Origin of the sequence: Bacteroides sp. GM023 (assembly GCF_014750685.1) — a bacterium.
Classification (GTDB): domain Bacteria; phylum Bacteroidota; class Bacteroidia; order Bacteroidales; family Bacteroidaceae; genus Bacteroides.
In genome coordinates this window covers 451,213-468,631 of the sequence record NZ_JAAXGE010000001.1, presented here as the reverse complement: position 1 = coordinate 468,631, position 17,419 = coordinate 451,213, and the positions used below count along the sequence as shown (strand labels likewise).

The 17,419-nt window shown below is 42.6% G+C and carries 14 protein-coding genes and 1 pseudogene; 9 read left to right on the top strand and 6 right to left on the bottom strand.

Annotated elements, in window-relative coordinates; translation table 11 throughout:
• Nucleotides 1–48 precede the first annotated feature (48 nt).
• The 4 genes from HC965_RS01705 to mutY all read right to left on the bottom strand — a co-directional run bounded on the left by HC965_RS01705 (nucleotide 49) and on the right by mutY (nucleotide 3,785).
• Nucleotides 49–681 carry a 4'-phosphopantetheinyl transferase family protein gene (locus tag HC965_RS01705; RefSeq protein WP_191029800.1) on the bottom strand — a complete coding sequence of 211 codons (633 nt, stop codon included), beginning with the start codon at nucleotides 679–681 and terminating at the stop codon, nucleotides 49–51.
• Nucleotides 682–736: 55 nt separating this feature from the next.
• Nucleotides 737–2,083, bottom strand: a complete 1,347-nt coding sequence (locus tag HC965_RS01700) for a gliding motility-associated protein GldE (protein WP_191029799.1) — start codon at nucleotides 2,081–2,083, stop codon at nucleotides 737–739.
• Between the two features lie 76 nt (nucleotides 2,084–2,159).
• Nucleotides 2,160–2,648: a single-stranded DNA-binding protein gene (locus HC965_RS01695; protein WP_191029798.1), complete on the bottom strand. Its 489-nt coding sequence runs from the start codon at nucleotides 2,646–2,648 to the stop codon at nucleotides 2,160–2,162.
• Nucleotides 2,649–2,735: 87 nt separating this feature from the next.
• On the bottom strand, nucleotides 2,736–3,785 hold the full coding sequence (gene mutY / locus HC965_RS01690) for an A/G-specific adenine glycosylase (RefSeq protein WP_191029797.1): 1,050 nt from the start codon (nucleotides 3,783–3,785) through the stop codon (nucleotides 2,736–2,738).
• Nucleotides 3,786–3,999: 214 nt separating this feature from the next.
• Here mutY and HC965_RS01685 point away from each other — a divergent pair, with 214 nt between their 5' ends.
• The 3 genes and pseudogenes from HC965_RS01685 to HC965_RS01675 all read left to right on the top strand — a co-directional run bounded on the left by HC965_RS01685 (nucleotide 4,000) and on the right by HC965_RS01675 (nucleotide 8,135).
• Nucleotides 4,000–4,275: an HU family DNA-binding protein gene (locus HC965_RS01685; RefSeq protein ID WP_004300646.1), complete on the top strand. Its 276-nt coding sequence runs from the start codon at nucleotides 4,000–4,002 to the stop codon at nucleotides 4,273–4,275.
• Nucleotides 4,276–4,558: 283 nt separating this feature from the next.
• Nucleotides 4,559–6,133: an Rne/Rng family ribonuclease gene (locus tag HC965_RS01680; RefSeq protein WP_044654228.1), complete on the top strand. Its 1,575-nt coding sequence runs from the start codon at nucleotides 4,559–4,561 to the stop codon at nucleotides 6,131–6,133.
• 254 nt (nucleotides 6,134–6,387) lie between these two features.
• A pseudogene (locus HC965_RS01675) lies at nucleotides 6,388–8,135 on the top strand (AAA family ATPase).
• A 407-nt stretch (nucleotides 8,136–8,542) separates the two neighbouring features.
• Here the strand turns inward: HC965_RS01675 and HC965_RS01670 are convergent.
• Together HC965_RS01670 and HC965_RS01665 are read right to left on the bottom strand one after the other, a co-directional pair.
• Complete coding sequence (locus tag HC965_RS01670; RefSeq protein ID WP_191029796.1) at nucleotides 8,543–11,419, bottom strand: hypothetical protein; 2,877 nt, start codon at nucleotides 11,417–11,419, stop codon at nucleotides 8,543–8,545.
• A gap of 376 nt (nucleotides 11,420–11,795) precedes the next feature.
• Entirely contained in the window at nucleotides 11,796–12,737 is a 942-nt protein-coding gene (locus HC965_RS01665; protein ID WP_191029795.1) for a site-specific integrase, read from the bottom strand.
• A 203-nt stretch (nucleotides 12,738–12,940) separates the two neighbouring features.
• On the opposite strand from HC965_RS01665, the gene HC965_RS01660 reads away from it, so the two are divergent.
• From HC965_RS01660 to HC965_RS01635, 6 genes are all read left to right on the top strand, one after another.
• The gene (locus tag HC965_RS01660; protein WP_191029794.1) at nucleotides 12,941–13,246 is read left to right on the top strand and encodes a DUF4248 domain-containing protein; all 306 of its coding nucleotides are present in this window, start codon (nucleotides 12,941–12,943) and stop codon (nucleotides 13,244–13,246) included.
• Nucleotides 13,247–13,664: 418 nt separating this feature from the next.
• A complete protein-coding gene (locus HC965_RS01655) occupies nucleotides 13,665–14,288 on the top strand; it encodes a hypothetical protein (protein ID WP_191029793.1) in 624 nt (207 codons plus the stop codon).
• A gap of 62 nt (nucleotides 14,289–14,350) precedes the next feature.
• Nucleotides 14,351–15,754 (top strand): replicative DNA helicase, encoded by a 1,404-nt coding sequence (dnaB, locus tag HC965_RS01650; RefSeq protein WP_191030039.1) that lies wholly within the window; start codon nucleotides 14,351–14,353, stop codon nucleotides 15,752–15,754.
• Between the two features lie 227 nt (nucleotides 15,755–15,981).
• Nucleotides 15,982–16,500 (top strand): HU family DNA-binding protein, encoded by a 519-nt coding sequence (locus tag HC965_RS01645; RefSeq protein ID WP_191029792.1) that lies wholly within the window; start codon nucleotides 15,982–15,984, stop codon nucleotides 16,498–16,500.
• Between the two features lie 120 nt (nucleotides 16,501–16,620).
• Nucleotides 16,621–16,953, top strand: coding sequence for a hypothetical protein (locus tag HC965_RS01640; protein ID WP_191029791.1), 333 nt, complete (start codon nucleotides 16,621–16,623; stop codon nucleotides 16,951–16,953).
• 11 nt (nucleotides 16,954–16,964) lie between these two features.
• The gene (locus tag HC965_RS01635; protein WP_191030038.1) at nucleotides 16,965–17,414 is read left to right on the top strand and encodes an N-acetylmuramoyl-L-alanine amidase; all 450 of its coding nucleotides are present in this window, start codon (nucleotides 16,965–16,967) and stop codon (nucleotides 17,412–17,414) included.
• The last annotated feature ends 5 nt before the right edge of the window (nucleotides 17,415–17,419 follow it).

The window sequence follows — 17,419 nt, the reverse complement described above, 5'->3', positions numbered from 1 at the left end:
AAGGGAGATTTCCCATTCATTATTCACCGTTTCTTTTTTATTTTAGATTCAATTCAGAGTCCATGTCAGCACAAAATCCGGATGAATGCGATAACCCGTTGTATAGAGTTCTTGCTGTTCCGTCACGAACTCCTGAACTTGGAACGTACCTTCTTCCTGAGGAACAAAATGCATCAAACGGAGTTTACGGAGATCGGCGTCGGCATTTTCCATGCGTTTAAAAATTGCTTCTTTTGCAGACCAATGCAACAACAGTCCCCATGCGGTATCATCTTTATAAGCCCCTGCCTGCTCGTCAGGACGGATATAACGGTCAGCTACCCGCTGAACCCGTTGACCGTATTGCTCAATATCAATGCCAACAGGAGCCTGCAAACTAAGTATCACAGCCACATATCCTTTCGTATGAGAAATACTGATAAAGAAAGAATGGTCCGCCAGATAAGGTTTGCCTTCTGAAGAATAAGCGATTTCCTTATCTTCCTGAAGCATTGAATATAGCAGCACACGAACAGATGTCCATTCCATCTTCCGGCGTTCAGAGACAAAACGGTTCAGTTCCTGCTCACAGGAAATTCTTCGCGCTTCGGGCAGAAGAGCCAGTAATGTATCCAAAGATTCTTCCATCTTCCATACAGCCCACTGTATATCATTGGTCCTACTTTGCAGGAATAACGCCATCTTATGCTTGCTTGAGATTATACTTTCGTGATTACTCTTTCGTGATTGATTATTCTTATTCTTCCAATGCTTCCGTATCGTTAGGCAGAATCGTAAACTTGACTTTCAGAATACGGCGGCTATCCATCTCCAAGACTTCAAACTCATAATTGTGGTAAGTCACTTTCTCGTGCAATGCCGGAAATTCACCTTTAATTTCGAGCAACATACCCGCCAATGTATCGGCATCCCCTACCACTTTCTCAAATTCATCTTCGCCCACTTTCGCAATCTTATAGAAATCCGTCAACTGCGTTTTTGCTTCAAATATCCAGGTATGGTCATTCATCACGACGTATGTACGCTCTTCATCGTCATACTCGTCATGAATCTCCCCTACAATTTCTTCGATAATATCTTCCATCGTCACCAGTCCCGAAGTTCCGCCGAATTCATCCACAACGATAGCAATATGAATCTTATTCGCCTGGAAATCACGCAGCAAATCATCAATCATCTTCGTCTCCGGCACAAAATACGCAGGACGAATCAACGACTGCCAACGGAAATTATCCCCTTTGCTCACATGAGGCAGAAGGTCTTTGATATACAGTACTCCCTTGATATTATCCCGCGAACCGGCAAAGATAGGAATACGCGAATAAGCATTTTCAATGATACATTGCATCACTTCCTTGAAAGACGTGCGAATATCCAAATCGACCATATCCAGACGTGATGTCATCACTTCCTTCACGGTTTCTCCGCCAAAACGGATAATTCCTTCCAGGATATTATTCTCTTCGGTAAGTTCCGCTTTATCCGTAAGTTCCAATGCGTGTGACAGTTCGTCAACGGAAATATTATGGCTTTTCTTGGCAAAATGCTTGTTCAGAAAAGTAGTAGAGCGTACCAAGACAGTAGCTATCGGATAAAATATTTTTTCCAGATAATAAATAGCCGGTGCGGAGAAACGGCAGAAAGCCAGTGTTTTCTGTGCAGAATAAATCTTCGGCATGATTTCGCCGAACAGGAGCAACAGAAAAGTAAGTATCACAGTCAGTATCAGGAACTCTGCCAATGGAGAATGAAATACAAAGACATTCATAAAGAAGAAGTTGCAGAGCATGATAATGGTTACGTTCACAAAATTATTTGTAATCAGTATCGTCGCCAGGAGACGTTCGGAATTGCCAAGAAGGGCACTTATTTTATCATCGGAAGGATGATTTCGTTCATCAATATCATTCCGGTCTGAAGGAGAAAGCGAGAAAAAAGCGATTTCAGAAGCCGAAGCAAAACCGGAAGCAAGCAGGAGCACACCTGCCAGTACTATGGCAATAATAGCAGAGATAGAAGGAGTGTTTACGGTAATACCGTTGAAAATATCAGCCAATTGGCTTAAATAACCATCTGAGTCCAAAGAGTATATATTTTAGTTTAACAAAAGACAATGTGCCAATCTGCTCGCGAAAACCTATTGGCACACTATCACATTACTAGAACGGCAAGTCATCTGCCGGATTATCTTGTACAGGCTGCGCTTGCGATTGCTGCGTCTGCTGCGGCTGTTGCATTTGCTGTGGCTGTTGCATCTGCTGTGGCTGACCGGCGGCAGGCTGTTGTGCAGAAGCAGCAACTCCCGGATTAGTGCCTTTTGGAGACAGCATTTCCATATTATCCACATAAACTTCGGTGACATAGCGCGTAGCACCTGCCTGGTCGGTGTAAGAGCGTGTCCTAATCTTTCCTTCCAAGTACAATTTGTCACCTTTGTGCACATATTTATCTACGATTTCAGCCAGGCGGTTGGATGCAACGATATTGTGCCACTCCGTCCTGTCGGGAATTTGGGTTCCATTAGCCAACGTGTAGCCACGTTCTGTCGTAGCTAACGAGAAAGTTGCCACAGCTGAGCCTGCATCGAAGTATTTCACCCGTGGATCTTGTCCCACGTTTCCTAGCAATATCACTTTATTTACTGACATATATGTATCAAGTTTATAATTCTTAAATTCAAATCTGCTGCCAAAATTAAACAGAATAACAATAGGATGCAAGAATTGTTGTAACTTTTATTTCGAATCAATATACTTCTCAATAAAAGCGTGCACCAACCTTGAAACAGCATATTGCTCCAATTCTTCCGCCTTTATTTTCTGAAACTTACCGAAAGAAGCCGTTTCTCCGGGCAATGTCACTTCATAAAAATTAGCATAAATCACCCGATGAGACAATACATGCTTCACTTCCCTGCACACCGAACGGACTACCGGTTGCTCACCCGGAGCAAAAAGCGCCCGAAATTCAGGCAAAGCTAAAAATTCTTCTTCCGACACAGCCACCGGAGTTTCTATCAAAGGCAATTCAAAAAGATTTTTCCAGATATCATCCGCCGTCCGCTTACTTATAAAGGTATGCGCGCCCGCACGTACATAAATATAATTGAAATAACGGTTCATCGTTTTCGTCTTATGCTGCTTCACAGGCAGCTTGGCAACCAACCCTTTCGCAAGAGCCGAACAACTATCTGCCAACGGACAAAACAAACAATCAGGCGATTGCGGCGTACACTGAATCGCCCCGAAATCCATAATTCCCTGGTTGTAAAGAGCCGGTTGTTTTCTATCCAGCATCTCGTCCGCCAAAGCGGCAAAGAGCTTCTTTCCCTCTGTCGAATCAATCGGCGTATCGATGCCGAAATAACGTGAAAGTACACGATACACATTTCCGTCCACCACCGCATATGGCATGCCATAAGCAAACGAACAGATAGCTGCCGCCGTATACTCCCCCACTCCTTTCAAAGCCAACACTTCCGGATACGTTTTCGGGAAAACCCCATTCATGCTTTTTGCGGCAGCGTGAAGATTCCGGGCACGTGAATAATATCCCAACCCCTGCCAGTACTTCATCACCTCGTCTTCATCCGCGTCAGCCAACGTCCGCACATCGGGAAAGCGCTTGATGAAACGCAAAAAATAATCATATCCCTGCACCACCCGTGTCTGCTGAAGGATAATCTCCGAAATCCATATCAGATACGGATCGGAAGATTCCCGCCAGGGCAGCTCGCGCTTGTTCTCTTTATACCACTCTATAATTGTTTCATTGAACTTATTCATAGGACCAGTCATCATGTATCATCTAACATTTATCTTGTATATGCTGTTCAAAAGCCACACAAAAGTAACTCTTTTGGCTCTAAGAAAACTCAACGCCACCATTTTTTTAGAAAAATGTGCATAATATATTTTTTTAGGAGCTTAAAAAGCTATATATTTGCAGTCCAAAAAATTAGCAATAACATAATAGTAATAATATTTTTTTTAAGGAAAAATGACTAAAGCAGATATTGTAAACGAGATTACAAAGAAAACTGGGATTGATAAGCAGACAGTTCTTACAACAGTAGAAGCATTCATGGACGCTGTAAAAGATTCATTGTCTAACGACGAGAATGTATACTTGCGCGGATTTGGTAGTTTCGTAGTGAAGAAAAGAGCACAGAAAACAGCTCGTAATATTTCTAAGAATACTACGATTATTATCCCTGAGCACAACATTCCGGCTTTCAAACCGGCTAAGACATTTACAATTTCAGTAAAGAAATAATAAACAAGAGTATTAACCCATAAAATGTGAAGCTATGCCAAGCGGAAAAAAGAAAAAAAGACATAAAATGTCTACGCACAAGCGTAAAAAAAGACTAAGAAAGAACAGACATAAAAGCAAAAAATAATTTTTAAGTCTGGATCACACAGAAATAAAGAACAAACTTGCGAAGCTAATGTCTTTCAAGTTTGTTCTTTGTTTAAGTAGCTAACCCAAAATGAACAATTTGTCAAAAAAGTTGTTCATATAAATGAGATTCAATCAATAATAAGGAAACAAAACAGTGACAAGTGAACTAGTAGTTGACGTACAGCCCAAAGAGGTCTCCATCGCCCTTCTCGAAGATAAGAGCTTAGTAGAACTTCAAAGCGAAGGAAGAAACATTTCCTTTTCTGTGGGCAATATGTATTTGGGACGTATCAAGAAATTGATGCCCGGACTAAATGCATGCTTTGTAGACGTCGGTTACGAGAAAGACGCTTTCCTTCATTATTTAGACTTGGGTCCTCAATTTAACTCACTCGAAAAGTTTGTAAAGCAGACTTTAAGCGACAAGAAGAAGCTGGCCTCCATCAGCAAGGCAACCCTGCTTCCCGACCTCGACAAGGATGGAACTGTATCCAACACACTCAAGGTGGGACAAGAAGTAGTGGTGCAAATCGTAAAGGAACCGATCTCCACCAAGGGACCGCGACTGACGTCCGAAATTTCGTTTGCCGGACGTTATCTCGTGCTCATCCCTTTCAACGATAAGGTTTCTGTATCACAAAAAATTAAATCGAGCGAAGAACGCGCCCGCCTGAAACAACTGCTGATGAGCATCAAGCCGAAAAACTTCGGTGTCATCGTCCGCACGGTAGCCGAAGGCAAACGCGTAGCCGAACTCGACGGAGAGCTTAAAGTCCTGGTAAAGCATTGGGAAGATGCGATGGCAAAAGTACAGAAAGCCACCAAGTATCCGACGTTGATTTATGAAGAAACCAGTCGTGCCGTAGGTTTGTTGCGCGACCTCTTCAACCCTTCTTTTGAGAATATTCACGTCAACGACGAGGCTGTGTACAATGAAATCAAAGACTACGTATCACTGATTGCGCCCGACCGGGCTAATATCGTGAAACTGTACAAAGGCCAGCTTCCCATTTACGACAATTTCGGTATCACCAAGCAGATTAAATCGTCGTTTGGTAAAACAATCTCTTACAAGAGTGGTGCCTATCTGATTATTGAGCACACTGAGGCGCTTCACGTAGTAGACGTGAACAGCGGCAACCGCACCAAGAATGCCAACGGACAGGAAGGCAACGCACTCGAAGTAAACCTGGGGGCAGCCGACGAGCTGGCCCGCCAACTGCGATTAAGAGATATGGGTGGTATCATCGTCGTGGACTTCATCGACATGAATGAAGCCGAAAACCGTCAGAAGCTTTATGAACGAATGTGTGCCAATATGCAGAAAGACAGGGCACGGCATAATATTCTGCCGCTCAGCAAATTCGGGCTGATGCAGATTACACGCCAACGTGTGCGTCCGGCAATGGACGTCAACACGACCGAAATCTGTCCTACTTGCTTCGGTAAAGGCACTATCAAGTCGTCCATTCTCTTTACGGACACTTTGGAGAGTAAAATTGATTACCTGGTCAATAAACTGAAGGTTAAGAAATTCTCGTTACACGTCCATCCGTATGTTGCTGCGTACATCAATCAGGGACTCGTTTCCCTGAAACGGAAGTGGCAGATGAAGTACGGATTCGGTATCAAGATTATTCCAAGTCAGAAACTCGCATTCCTACAATATGTGTTCTATGATACACATGGAGAGGAAATCGATATGAAGGAAGAATTCGAAATCAAATAAACAGAAAAGGCGGCTCGTTGAAACGGGTCGCCTTTTGTTTTAAGTTAACGAATAAATTATATTTCAATTATGTATACATCACCTTTCACTGATCCATATGATATCTCCTGCCGATCAGATTCCTTATCTTATCAATGATTTAGCACATCCTCTAGCATTCTTTAACAGCCTCCCAAGATAATCCGTCATTTATATAACTTCCTCCCACCAAGATTCATTTTTTATTGTTATTTTTGTGAGAAAATGAAAGAGTTATGAACCAGCCAGCAAAGCGTAAGCGTATTCCATATGGAATGATGAACTTTATCGATGTCCGCGAAGACGACTGTTACTATGTGGACAAGACACATTATATCCCTCTCATAGAGAATGCGAACAAGTATTTCTTCTATATCCGTCCGCGCAGGTTTGGAAAGAGCTTGACAATCTCCATGCTCCGACATTATTATAATATATTGGAAGCAGACAAGTTTGAGAAATGGTATGGCGACCTGTATATAGGAAAGCATCCCACTCCCGAACGAAATTCATATCTCATTATTTACCTGAACTTTGCCGTAGTAAACGCCGAACTGAAAAGTTACCGGCAATCATTAGACGCACATTGCAACACTGAATTCAACTTCTTCTGCGATGTCTACGCTCAATATCTTCCTAAAGGAATAAAGGAAGAGATGAATAAGAAGAAAGGCGCTGTAGAACAACTGGATTATCTATATAAAGAATGCGTTAAGACCAATCAACAGATTTATCTGTTCATTGATGAATACGATCACTTTTCAAACAAAATTTTGTCAGAACCTTCCTGCCTCGAAGATTATAAGAGTGAGACACACGGAACTGGTTATCTGCGCAGCTTCTTCGATACGGTAAAAGCAGGCACGGATTCCACAATCAAACGTTGTTTCGTGACAGGTGTCAGCCCCGTCACGATGGATGATCTGACCAGTGGATTTAACATCGGCACCAACTATTCACTTTCTCCGGAATTCAATGAGATGACCGGATTTAATGAAAAAGAAGTGCGGGCAATGCTTGATTATTATGCTACTACCTGCGAGTTTCACCATACTACCGACGAACTGATAGAGGCAATGAAACCCTGGTATGACAACTATTGTTTTTCAGAGGAAAGCTACGGAAGCACCACAATGTACAATTCCAATATGGTACTCTACTTTGTGGATAATTACATTCGCAACGGAGGATACATGCCTCGCAATATGGTAGAAGAAAACATCCGCGTAGATTATAACAAACTACGAATGCTTATCCGTAAAGACAAAGAATTCGCCCATGATGCATCTCTATCCAAACATTGGTGCAACAAGGTTACATCACTGGTGAGTTAAAAACGGGTTTTCCTGCCGAAACAGTTGCAGAGCCGGATAACTTTATCAGTTTGTTATTCTATTTTGGAATGTTGACTATCAGTGGAACTTTGGAAGGAGAAACGAAGTTGGTTATTCCTAATCAAGTAGTGCGCGAACAGTTGTACAGTTACTTGCTGGATACGTACAATGAAGCAGACCTCCGTTCTGATAATTGGGAAAAAGGAAAACTAGCATCTGCCATGGCTTATCGTGGTGACTGGAAAGCCTACTTCAATTATATCGCCGAATGTCTGCACCGCTACTCTTCCCAGCGTGACAAGCAAAAGGGGGAAGCGTACGTGCATGGATTTACATTGGCGATGACTGCACAGAACCGTTTCTATCGTCCTATTTCCGAGCAGGAAAATCAGGAAGGATATGCCGATATTTTCATGTTTCCCTTATTGGATATATATAAAGACATGCTTCATTCATATATTATTGAACTAAAGTATGCCAAAGGAAAGGACAGTGATGAAAAGGTAGAACAACTCCGACAGGAAGCTATCGCACAAGCCAAACGCTACGCTGACAGCGAAACGGTGCAAAAAGCAATCGGTACAACTACTTTGCACAAAATCGTTGTTGTTTATCACGGAATGAAGATGGTGGTATGTGAGGAGATTTAATATTCAGTAAAAAAAAAGATATGAAAAGTCCGGACTTTCGCAAGCCCGGGCTTTCTGTGTTCTCAAAACATCTCCTTATCTATAGGGAAATAAGGGACTAGCATATTAATTCTAGCGCAACATAGAAGATGCTCTGAGAATATTCCAAGAGATGCCAGTGGGAAATAAGGGTGGCATCCCTTGTCTACAGAAGAACAGATTGCAAGGATTGACCTTCACAAGCAAATTTCTTGAATCTGTTGCTTCTCGCCATCTTTCTTCACCATAAAAGGCGGAGAAAGGTTTTATTGGATAGAAATCGACCTTTCGTAAGTACGATCTCTTATTCTTGTTTCAAGAAACATCTCCCTATTCCTATAATAAAATAAGAAAAAACACAGGGAGATATCCTTTTTACAATACTTATCCTACTTAACTGTAACAGTCATTGTTGTAGTAATGCCTTCAGCAGGAATTACACCACCCCAAGGAGAGTTAACAGTAACTTTAATAGTCACTGACAAACCTTCTCTTGACGCCAAATTTTGTCCCTTGTCAGAATACGACAGTTCTTTATAATCGGCAGAAAGCTTAAACTTATCAGCATTAGCACCAGTCAATTCTACTGTCGGAGCTTCGAGACCATAAATATCAAGAGGGTCAGCTACAGAGTTTGCAAATCCGTTAGAATCATCTCCGGCAACAGCTTCACCATCTTTCCACATAACTTTATCTCTATAATCTTTCCAAATAAAGCCTGTCAATATGTTCTCAATTTTAGCAGTCTTTTCTGGAGATATAGTTTTAGCAAGCGATGCAGCAGCAGGTACTGTCCATTTTCCACTCAATTTAGAATCAGCATAAACAGTTGCAGTATACTTCGCATCTTTCGCTTCACCACATTTTACGGTAGCTATTACTTTCACAAGGCCAGTACAGTCTTTCGTTATAGTCAGTTTTTGACCAACCAAAGATGCACCATCCCCCTCTACCGAGAAGCTAATTGAACCACCTACCGCTGTGACCTTATCATTGATTTCGGTATAATTAGAGAACAGTGTAGACACATCACCTACTTCTACAGCAATAGCAGTTGCAGCATTACCTCCGGTTACACCTGCATCTACTTTCACATTAGCAGCAGGTTCAGTCAAAGCAACATCAGTCAAAGCTTTTATTGTAACAGTAGCTGTTACAGTAATTGTTTTCACATCAGATACAGTTATCACAACTTTCGGTTTATAAGTTCCGGCTACTTTTCCTTGAGGAACAGTTACTGTCAATACATTATCAGCCCCTACAGTAAAGTCAACACCTTTATCAGCAGTTTTTGCAAACGCACTTGTTGCCAATGCCTTATAAGCAGCTTCTGTAATCGCACCCTTATTATACAAATCAACCATATTGATATCTAATGTCTGTTCATCAGTATTATCCCAATTAACATTGAAAGAATAATTAGGAGTAAGATTTTCAGACTTCTGAGCAATTTTTACTGCATCGCCACTTGTTAGAGTTGTGGAGAATGCATCATCAATACCTGCAACCGTGGTTTTTGCAACAACATCTACTGTTTGTCCTACCAATCCGATTTGATTGAAGGCAGAGGATGATAATTTCACCTCTCCGGTAGTCGGAACAATCTGGAAGTAACTTGCATTATCACCACTCAACTCAAACTTCGTATTAAAGATGCCTTTGATACCTTCAGGCACATCTTCAAAAGCACCTGCATTTGTTTCGGCAGTAGCTTCATCGTCATATAGCTTAGCTTGAGTCTTACCATACTTTTCTTGAGCCTTATTATCTCCGAATATCAAACTAGATTCTTTCTCGTTATAAATAATATCACGACCAGTTTCTGCTGTCACATATTGAACATCAGTCATATATTTCTCTGTCATTAACACAGGGAAATAGCTTGAAGTAATGTCAGAAGCGACCTCAGTTCCTACTTCTTTGCTCTGAATCATCAGACACAAAGCATAATCCGTGGAAGCAGAAGTGGCAATCAGAGGAACAGTTATAATACCGGTTGGCACTCCATTCTCTTTCTCTACACTTATTTCGCCAACTTCAAAGATGCTTGTAGAACGGGTTATTGCTTGCGCATCCAAAAGAGTTGTGTATTTTCCGTTCTCAAATCCTAGGGCTGCCTTAGCAGGAGAAACACGGAATTTAACAGCTAAATCTTTACTACGAGATATAATACCAAACTCTGCAGCTGGATTTGCTTTTGCATACAGAGTAGTAAATTCTTCAGTTCCTGCTACATTTTTCGGAACATAAACTACACTTTGTACCATTTCTTTTATAGCCTCAATGTCAAGACCATGTTGTTTTACAGTTTCAACCAAGCTCTTAAAGGTAAAATCAGCATCTTCCAGAACGGACTTCAAGGCTTCTTCCACTTTTGACTGCAAACTTGCCGGAGTGAACATCGTTTCATAATTCGAACGCAATGTTTCAATCTGATTTAAGATAGCAGCAAAGTCTGTATATTGTTCAGGATGAGCCTTCAAGAAGTCGTCAATAACTTTCTTAGTATCTTCCAAATCATTAAGCCGGTCTTTTATTCCCTTATTATTATCATCACCTTCCAGAGCCTTGTCCAATTTATCCTCTAACTGAGCTAAAGCACCATTTTCTCCGGTGATAGCCTCAATGTCTTGATTTATTTTAGCAAGCTTTGTTGCTATGGAAGTACTTACAGCATTCTCTATATATTCTACAAGACCTTTCCCCTCTAGTTGTCCCGCAATTGTACTGTTGATAAAACCAGCCAACAATTCATCCGATTTTGCATATTCGCTGATAATGCTATTAGCTTGATAATCGGCAACAAATTTCTTTAAGGTAGCAAGATCACCTTCAGCACCAGTCAGCTTATCATAGCTTGCTTTCAGAGCTGTGAGAGTTTCGTCATTAGCATCTACCAATTGTTTCAGTTCATTTTGTTTCGCAGACAATGCTGTCGCCAATTCTTTAGCAGCAGTTGCATCCCCTTGCGCTGCCGACAGTTTAGTCTTCAAATCAGCAATTTCATCTTCCAACGCTTTAATTGATGCATCTTTGTTCTCCAGAGCTTTAGACAGTTTGTCAATCTCTGTAGCCAATTCTGTTTTAGCGGCAGCAATTGCGGTCTTCATGTCCTCAATGCTAACAGGACTTCCTGAGTTGATCTTGTCAATCTGCTCTTGCAGATTTTTCACATCATCGTCGTAGTCCTTACAACTTGTTATAGTTGTACTTACTGCAAGCGTCAACGCTCCGAAGAGCATCACTTTTACAAATTTTCTTTTCATAACTACTTAAAAAATTACATTAATAATATATTATTAAACACTAAGTTTCAATAATAGACGCCCCGTTACTTCGTAGGTAACGGGAAAACCTTTGTGCCTGCTCTTTTGGAGTAGTCAATACTAGAAAATGATACGATATGCGATGAAACATTTTTACCCCTGCTTCTGAAAAGCAGTAGAGGGGAAGGAAATCTTTTGCAAAATTTAGAAGTTAACAAAGCCCTAATACAAAGAATCCGCGTGTTTTATTTGTCCTAGTTCTACTTTTGAATGGTTTATTGGAAAAAATGTGTGATTTCGTTTGGTTGTTTTAAGAAATATGCTCATATTTGCACCGAAATTTATTCCCGTTACCTACGAAGTAACGGTCTTAATTTCAAGCACTTACTCCTACTACCGTGCGTCTTACAAAATCAATGACTTGTCTATTTGCTTCATCAATTTTCTGATTCCGGAACGGCTTTAAATACGTTTCAGTTACAGTGATAGATGAATGTCCCATCGCTTCGGAGATAATCCCCGGATGGATTTCGCAATAATAAGCAGTAGTAGCCCAGGTGTGGCGGGCGGTATACGAGCTCAATCGTTCCCGGAGTCCTAACAGCTGTCCTACCAATGCCAGTTGATAGTTAAAGCTGCGCAAAGCCAGTTGATATTCACGATACGCTTCTTCCGTTCCCTCTCCGCTATGAAGAATCGGGAATAGATAAGGAGATACCGCATCACGATTCATGTACTTCTGTACTAAAATCATGGCTTCCGGCGTCAGAGTCACCGACAATTGGCTTCCCGTTTTATGACGGCGGTACGTGATGACATTTCCGTGCAAATCACTTTTCCGAAGATAAGCCAAGTCGACAAATGGCAGACCACGGAGCAAGAACATCAAAATAAACATCTCTTGCGCACGCCGCATGGCAAGAGTAGCGACTTTTGATGAAAGACACGTGAACATCAACCGCATATCTTCACCATCCAATGCCCGGCGACGATCTGCCCGCGTACCTGTATAAACCGAGCGGAACAGTTGCGGAACATACGTAGCTATACGCTGGTCAACGGCACGGTTATAAACAGCACGCAACGTGCGAAGATATGTGGATACCGTATTCCAACTGCATCCACGTTCACGAAGACTACCCTCAAAGCACTTTAACCATTCGGGAGTGATTTCCCTGAACTGTAAATGCTCCGTCCCACAAAAAGTCAGAATTGCATTCAAACTACTCCTATATACATGAGCAGTACCTAAATTCCCACTACGTTTCAGTTCTTCTGAAACTTGTTTCATAAAAGAAACCATATTTCCCTTCTTCATCAATAAAAAAATTAAATAATTAATTATTACATATAAAACAATTTACTTTAGTAACAAATCAGAGTTGTATATATATTTTTTACACGCACAAAATTATGGACATAAAAAATCAAATAAACATTGCAATTCATTGAATATATTTTCATACATTTGCATCGCTTTTTTAAAACAAAAAGTCATTTAAAAAATTAAAGAACATCATTATGAAAATGATTGAAGTAGTTACTGAAAACTACAACATTAATGGATTCAGGCATCTATCCGAACTGGCAATGGATTATTTTCCTGAATTATCAGGTCCCAGTGCAGCCAGTAAAAAAATGCGTGCCTGCATAAAGGCAAATATAGCATTAAACGAGCAAATGGCAATGGCCGGTTTCACAGACAAGACAATTGACGTAAGCCCGGAAATGCAGATAATCCTCTACTGCCATTGGGGGCCACCCAAGGCCTCCTTGCCGATTGACATCAAACGCACCGATGAAAACGAAAACAAAAATCAGAAATAAACGGAAAATCGAACTATATATTTTTTAATATATAATTTATCTTTTATTATTTATTACGTGTTCCACCCCGCGTTCAGGAGCCATCCACACAGCGAAGATAACTATCAATGAAATAGCTACTTACAAACTCAAAAAGGTGTTCCACGGAGTGTTCAGCAAAAATAGCCGTTTTTTTATCCCAAACAGAACCTCTAATTCCCCCAAACAGAGGTTCCGTTTGACAGAAACAGAAGTTCTGTTTATCGTAATCACAGGCTCTGCCCTTTCACTTTCCACAATCGTACTGTCCGAGGAGAAAAAATCAGCTATTTTCATCTATTATCGTCCGCTGCAATCCCCCATCATCCGGACAAAATCCCGCCACTTGACAGCCCCAAACCAAAGTTGTACTTTTACCGAAAATTTTAAATAGTCACCAATGAATAAGTTCAATTTTCAAACGATGATGGAGCATGGCTACCTCATCATACCTAAATCCTTACTGCAACAACAGATAGAAGAGCAAGACGTCCAGGAAGGAGAAATAGAAGCCTTTCTGAAAATTCTTATGAAAGTCAATTATTCGGATACGCTATACAACAGCCGCCAGTATACAGACTATCCTTGCAAACGGGGAGAAAGCCTGTATAGCTATCGAGACTGGAGCCACATCTTCCACTGGTCTGTCGGACGGACATTCCGCTTCTTCCAAGGATTGAACAGCCTGGGAGTCATCGAAATCATCACCCATCCCGATAGCGCTTCACTGCATATCCGGGTGGTGGAATACGACAAATGGATGGGCAAGTTCGATGACAACAAACAGAAAAAGAAAACAGTCAACGAGAAGTTTCGTGTTTTTTGGGACGAATATCACAGTACCACCCAACTCCCAAAGGTAAATATAGCCAAGGCTCAACGCGAATGGAAAAAACTAAGCAGCAAGGAGCAACAACTCGCCATCGACCATATCGAGGAGTATTATTTCCACCAGACTAATTTCAAATATCTCTTGCAAGCTGGTAGTTACCTGGCAAACAAAGCTTTCCTCGATGAATATTAACTTTCCTACTGAAAATAAAGACTAATCTCCCTACTAAAATGAAAACTAATCTTTCCTCAAAAATGAATACTACCTTTCCCCCTAGAGTGAATACTGAAGACAGGGTTTCGCCACAGGCTCCCGAAGTGGAGGAAGCCGTCATAGGAGCCTGCCTGATAGAACGGGAAGCCATGCCGCTGATTGCGGATAAATTACGCCCCGAAATGTTCTACGTCATGCGGCATCAGGTGATTTATGCCGCGTTGCTCGCTATGTATCAGGCGGGGACGAAGATTGATATTCTGACTGTGAAGGAAGAGCTTGCCCGCAGGGGGAAGCTCGAAGAAGCGGGCGGGCCGTTCGGAATCACGCAGTTGAGCAGCAGGGTGGCAAGTTCGGCACATATTGAATATCATGCGCAGATTGTGCATGAGAAGTATTTGCGGCGGGAGATGATTCTTGGGCTTAACAAGTTGCTCGCCTGTTCGCTCGACGAGACGATGGATATTGCGGATACGCTGGTAGACGCTCACAATTTGCTTGACCGGTTGGAGGGTGAGTTCGGGCATAATAATTGTATGCGGGATATGGATACGTTGATGGCTGACACGATGGCGAAAGCTGAAAGTCGTATCGCAAAAAGTGTGAATGGGATTACCGGTATTCCCACGGGGATGACGGATTTGGACCGGATGACGTCCGGATGGCAGAACGGAGAGTTGATAGTGCTTGCGGCACGTCCTTCGGTGGGGAAGACGGCTCTCGCGCTGCATATGGCGCGAAGCGCGGCGATGGCGGGGCATGCGGTGGCGGTGTATAGTCTTGAGATGCAGGGGGAACAGTTGGCAGACCGGTGGCTGATGGCGACGAGTGAAATCAGTGCCCGCCGGTGGCGCACGGGGACGCCTGAGGAAGGGGAAATGGCGGATGCACGCAGGGCGGCTGCCAACCTCGCACGGTTGCCGATACACGTGGATGACAGTACGGTGGTGAACATGGAGCATGTGCGTTCCAGCGCACGGTTGCTGCGGAGTCAGGGTGCGTGTGATATGATTATTATCGATTATCTGCAACTTTGCGATATGTCGACCGGGCAGAACAACCGTAACCGGGAGCAGGAAGTGGCGCAAGCTGCCCGCAAGGCGAAGTTGTTGGCGAAGGAGCTGGATATACCGGTGATATTGCTTAGTCAGTTGAACCGCTTGGCGGAGGGGCATATAGACAGGCGGCCGGAATTGAGCCAGTTGCGGGAAAGCGGGGCTATCGAGCAGGACGCGGACATCGTGATGCTGCTCTACCGCCCTGCCCTGGCAAGGATTACGACGGATAAGGAAAGCGGTTATCCGACGGAAGGGCTGGGCGTGGTTATCGTTGCCAAACAGCGTAATGGGGAGACGGGGAACGCTTACTTCCGACATAATCCCGAAATGACGAAAATCACGGATTATGTTCCGCCATTGGAGTATTTAATGAAGCATGCCAAATGATAAAACAGGTATCTGATAGATGTGAATAGGATACCAATTAATAATATTACAATATATATTATTATAATATTTATTACATATATCACATATTACACATTATCAATAATATTCTGAATTATTGAATAAATAAAGAGCAAAACACTTGACTTTGCCTTCTATATTTTGTATCTTTGTAATATTGCAACAAGAAAGAAATATTATTACTTAAACCTTAACTTTTTCAATTTATGAATGTATTAGTAGAGCGCTATCAGCGCAGAAAGTATGTGAGTCAGGAAGATTCACAGATGTTGTATTATGTACGCCAAAAATCGGGTACTGTGAGAGTGATGGATGTCAACAAGCTGGCGGATGCCATCGAAGCCAATTCTTCGCTTACGGCAGGAGATGTGAAGCATGCTATCGAGGCTTTTGTAGAGCAGTTGCGCCTGTCGCTTACTCAGGGCGATAAGGTGAAGGTTGATGGATTGGGCACGTTCCATATCACGTTGAGCAGTGAGGGGACGGAGAAGGAAAAGGATTGCACGGTGCGCAGTATCCGCAGGGTGAATGTGCGGTTTGTAGCTGATAAGGCGCTGCACCTGGTGAATACCAGTCATACCGCTACCCGAAGTGAGAATAATGTGGATTTCGTCCTGGCAGGAAAGGATGAAGGAAACGGAAGTGGTGGTTCCGATGGCGGAAACGGCGGAAGTGGAAATAGCGGCGGCGGTGATGGCGGGGAGACTCCGGACCCGGCAGCATAAGCGATTGTTTTCTCCATTATTAATGCGAATCGGTCATTGAATGACTGATTCGTCATTGAACGACTGATTCGCATTAATTCCCAATTCTTCATTATTCATTCTTAATTCTTCATTAAAAAAATGCTAGATAAAATTATTGAGATTATCATGACGATACTCCCCTTTTTGGGCGGTAATCGCAAGAAACGCAAGGTCATGGCGCAGGAAGTCAAAGAGTTCAGTGAACTGGTGAAAGACCAATATACATTTCTGATGCAGCAGTTGGAAAAGGTGTTGAAGGATTATTTCGACCTTAGTTCGCGAGTGAAAGAAATGCATACGGAGATTTTCTCATTGAGGGGGCAGTTGGCACAGGCGTCTGCTTTGCAGTGCGTTAATAAGGAATGTGCACAGCGCAGCAATGCGGGTGCGGGTTCGGGTGCAGGTTCGGGGCTCATTCTAAAGGAAGCCTGATACGGGAAATGATGAGAGCTATAAATCTAATAGTAGTCCACTGCTCCGCTACACGTGAGGACAAGGACTTTACGGAATATGACCTTGATGTCTGCCATCGCAGACGGGGATTCAACGGAACAGGGTATCATTTCTATATTCGCAAGAATGGAGATATTAAGTCTACCCGGGCGATAGAGAGAATCGGGGCACACGCGAAAGGGTTCAACAGTGAAAGTATCGGTATCTGCTATGAGGGCGGACTTGACAACAAAGGACGACCGAAAGATACACGCACCGAGTGGCAGAAACATTCTCTGCGGGTATTGATTCTCACGTTATTGAAGGATTATCCGGATTGCCGGGTATGCGGACACAGGGATTTAAGTCCGGACTTGAATGGGAATGGTGAGATTGAGCCGGAAGAATGGATTAAGGCTTGTCCCTGTTTTGATGCCGCAACTCAGTGGAGCAAAGTATAAATCTC

What these genes read in the sequence shown, in the direction of transcription:
- HC965_RS01640 (WP_191029791.1), top strand. Translation starts at nt 16,621, where the DNA reads ATGCTAGATAAAATTATTGAGATTATCATGACGATACTCCCCTTTTTG.
- HC965_RS01705 (WP_191029800.1), bottom strand. Translation starts at nt 681, where the DNA reads ATGGCGTTATTCCTGCAAAGTAGGACCAATGATATACAGTGGGCTGTA.
- HC965_RS01685 (WP_004300646.1), top strand. Translation starts at nt 4,000, where the DNA reads ATGACTAAAGCAGATATTGTAAACGAGATTACAAAGAAAACTGGGATT.
- HC965_RS01695 (WP_191029798.1), bottom strand. Translation starts at nt 2,648, where the DNA reads ATGTCAGTAAATAAAGTGATATTGCTAGGAAACGTGGGACAAGATCCA.
- HC965_RS01635 (WP_191030038.1), top strand. Translation starts at nt 16,965, where the DNA reads ATGAGAGCTATAAATCTAATAGTAGTCCACTGCTCCGCTACACGTGAG.
- HC965_RS01660 (WP_191029794.1), top strand. Translation starts at nt 12,941, where the DNA reads ATGAAAATGATTGAAGTAGTTACTGAAAACTACAACATTAATGGATTC.
- HC965_RS01670 (WP_191029796.1), bottom strand. Translation starts at nt 11,419, where the DNA reads ATGAAAAGAAAATTTGTAAAAGTGATGCTCTTCGGAGCGTTGACGCTT.
- HC965_RS01645 (WP_191029792.1), top strand. Translation starts at nt 15,982, where the DNA reads ATGAATGTATTAGTAGAGCGCTATCAGCGCAGAAAGTATGTGAGTCAG.
- HC965_RS01655 (WP_191029793.1), top strand. Translation starts at nt 13,665, where the DNA reads ATGAATAAGTTCAATTTTCAAACGATGATGGAGCATGGCTACCTCATC.
- mutY (WP_191029797.1), bottom strand. Translation starts at nt 3,785, where the DNA reads ATGAATAAGTTCAATGAAACAATTATAGAGTGGTATAAAGAGAACAAG.
- dnaB (WP_191030039.1), top strand. Translation starts at nt 14,351, where the DNA reads ATGAATACTACCTTTCCCCCTAGAGTGAATACTGAAGACAGGGTTTCG.
- HC965_RS01665 (WP_191029795.1), bottom strand. Translation starts at nt 12,737, where the DNA reads ATGAAGAAGGGAAATATGGTTTCTTTTATGAAACAAGTTTCAGAAGAA.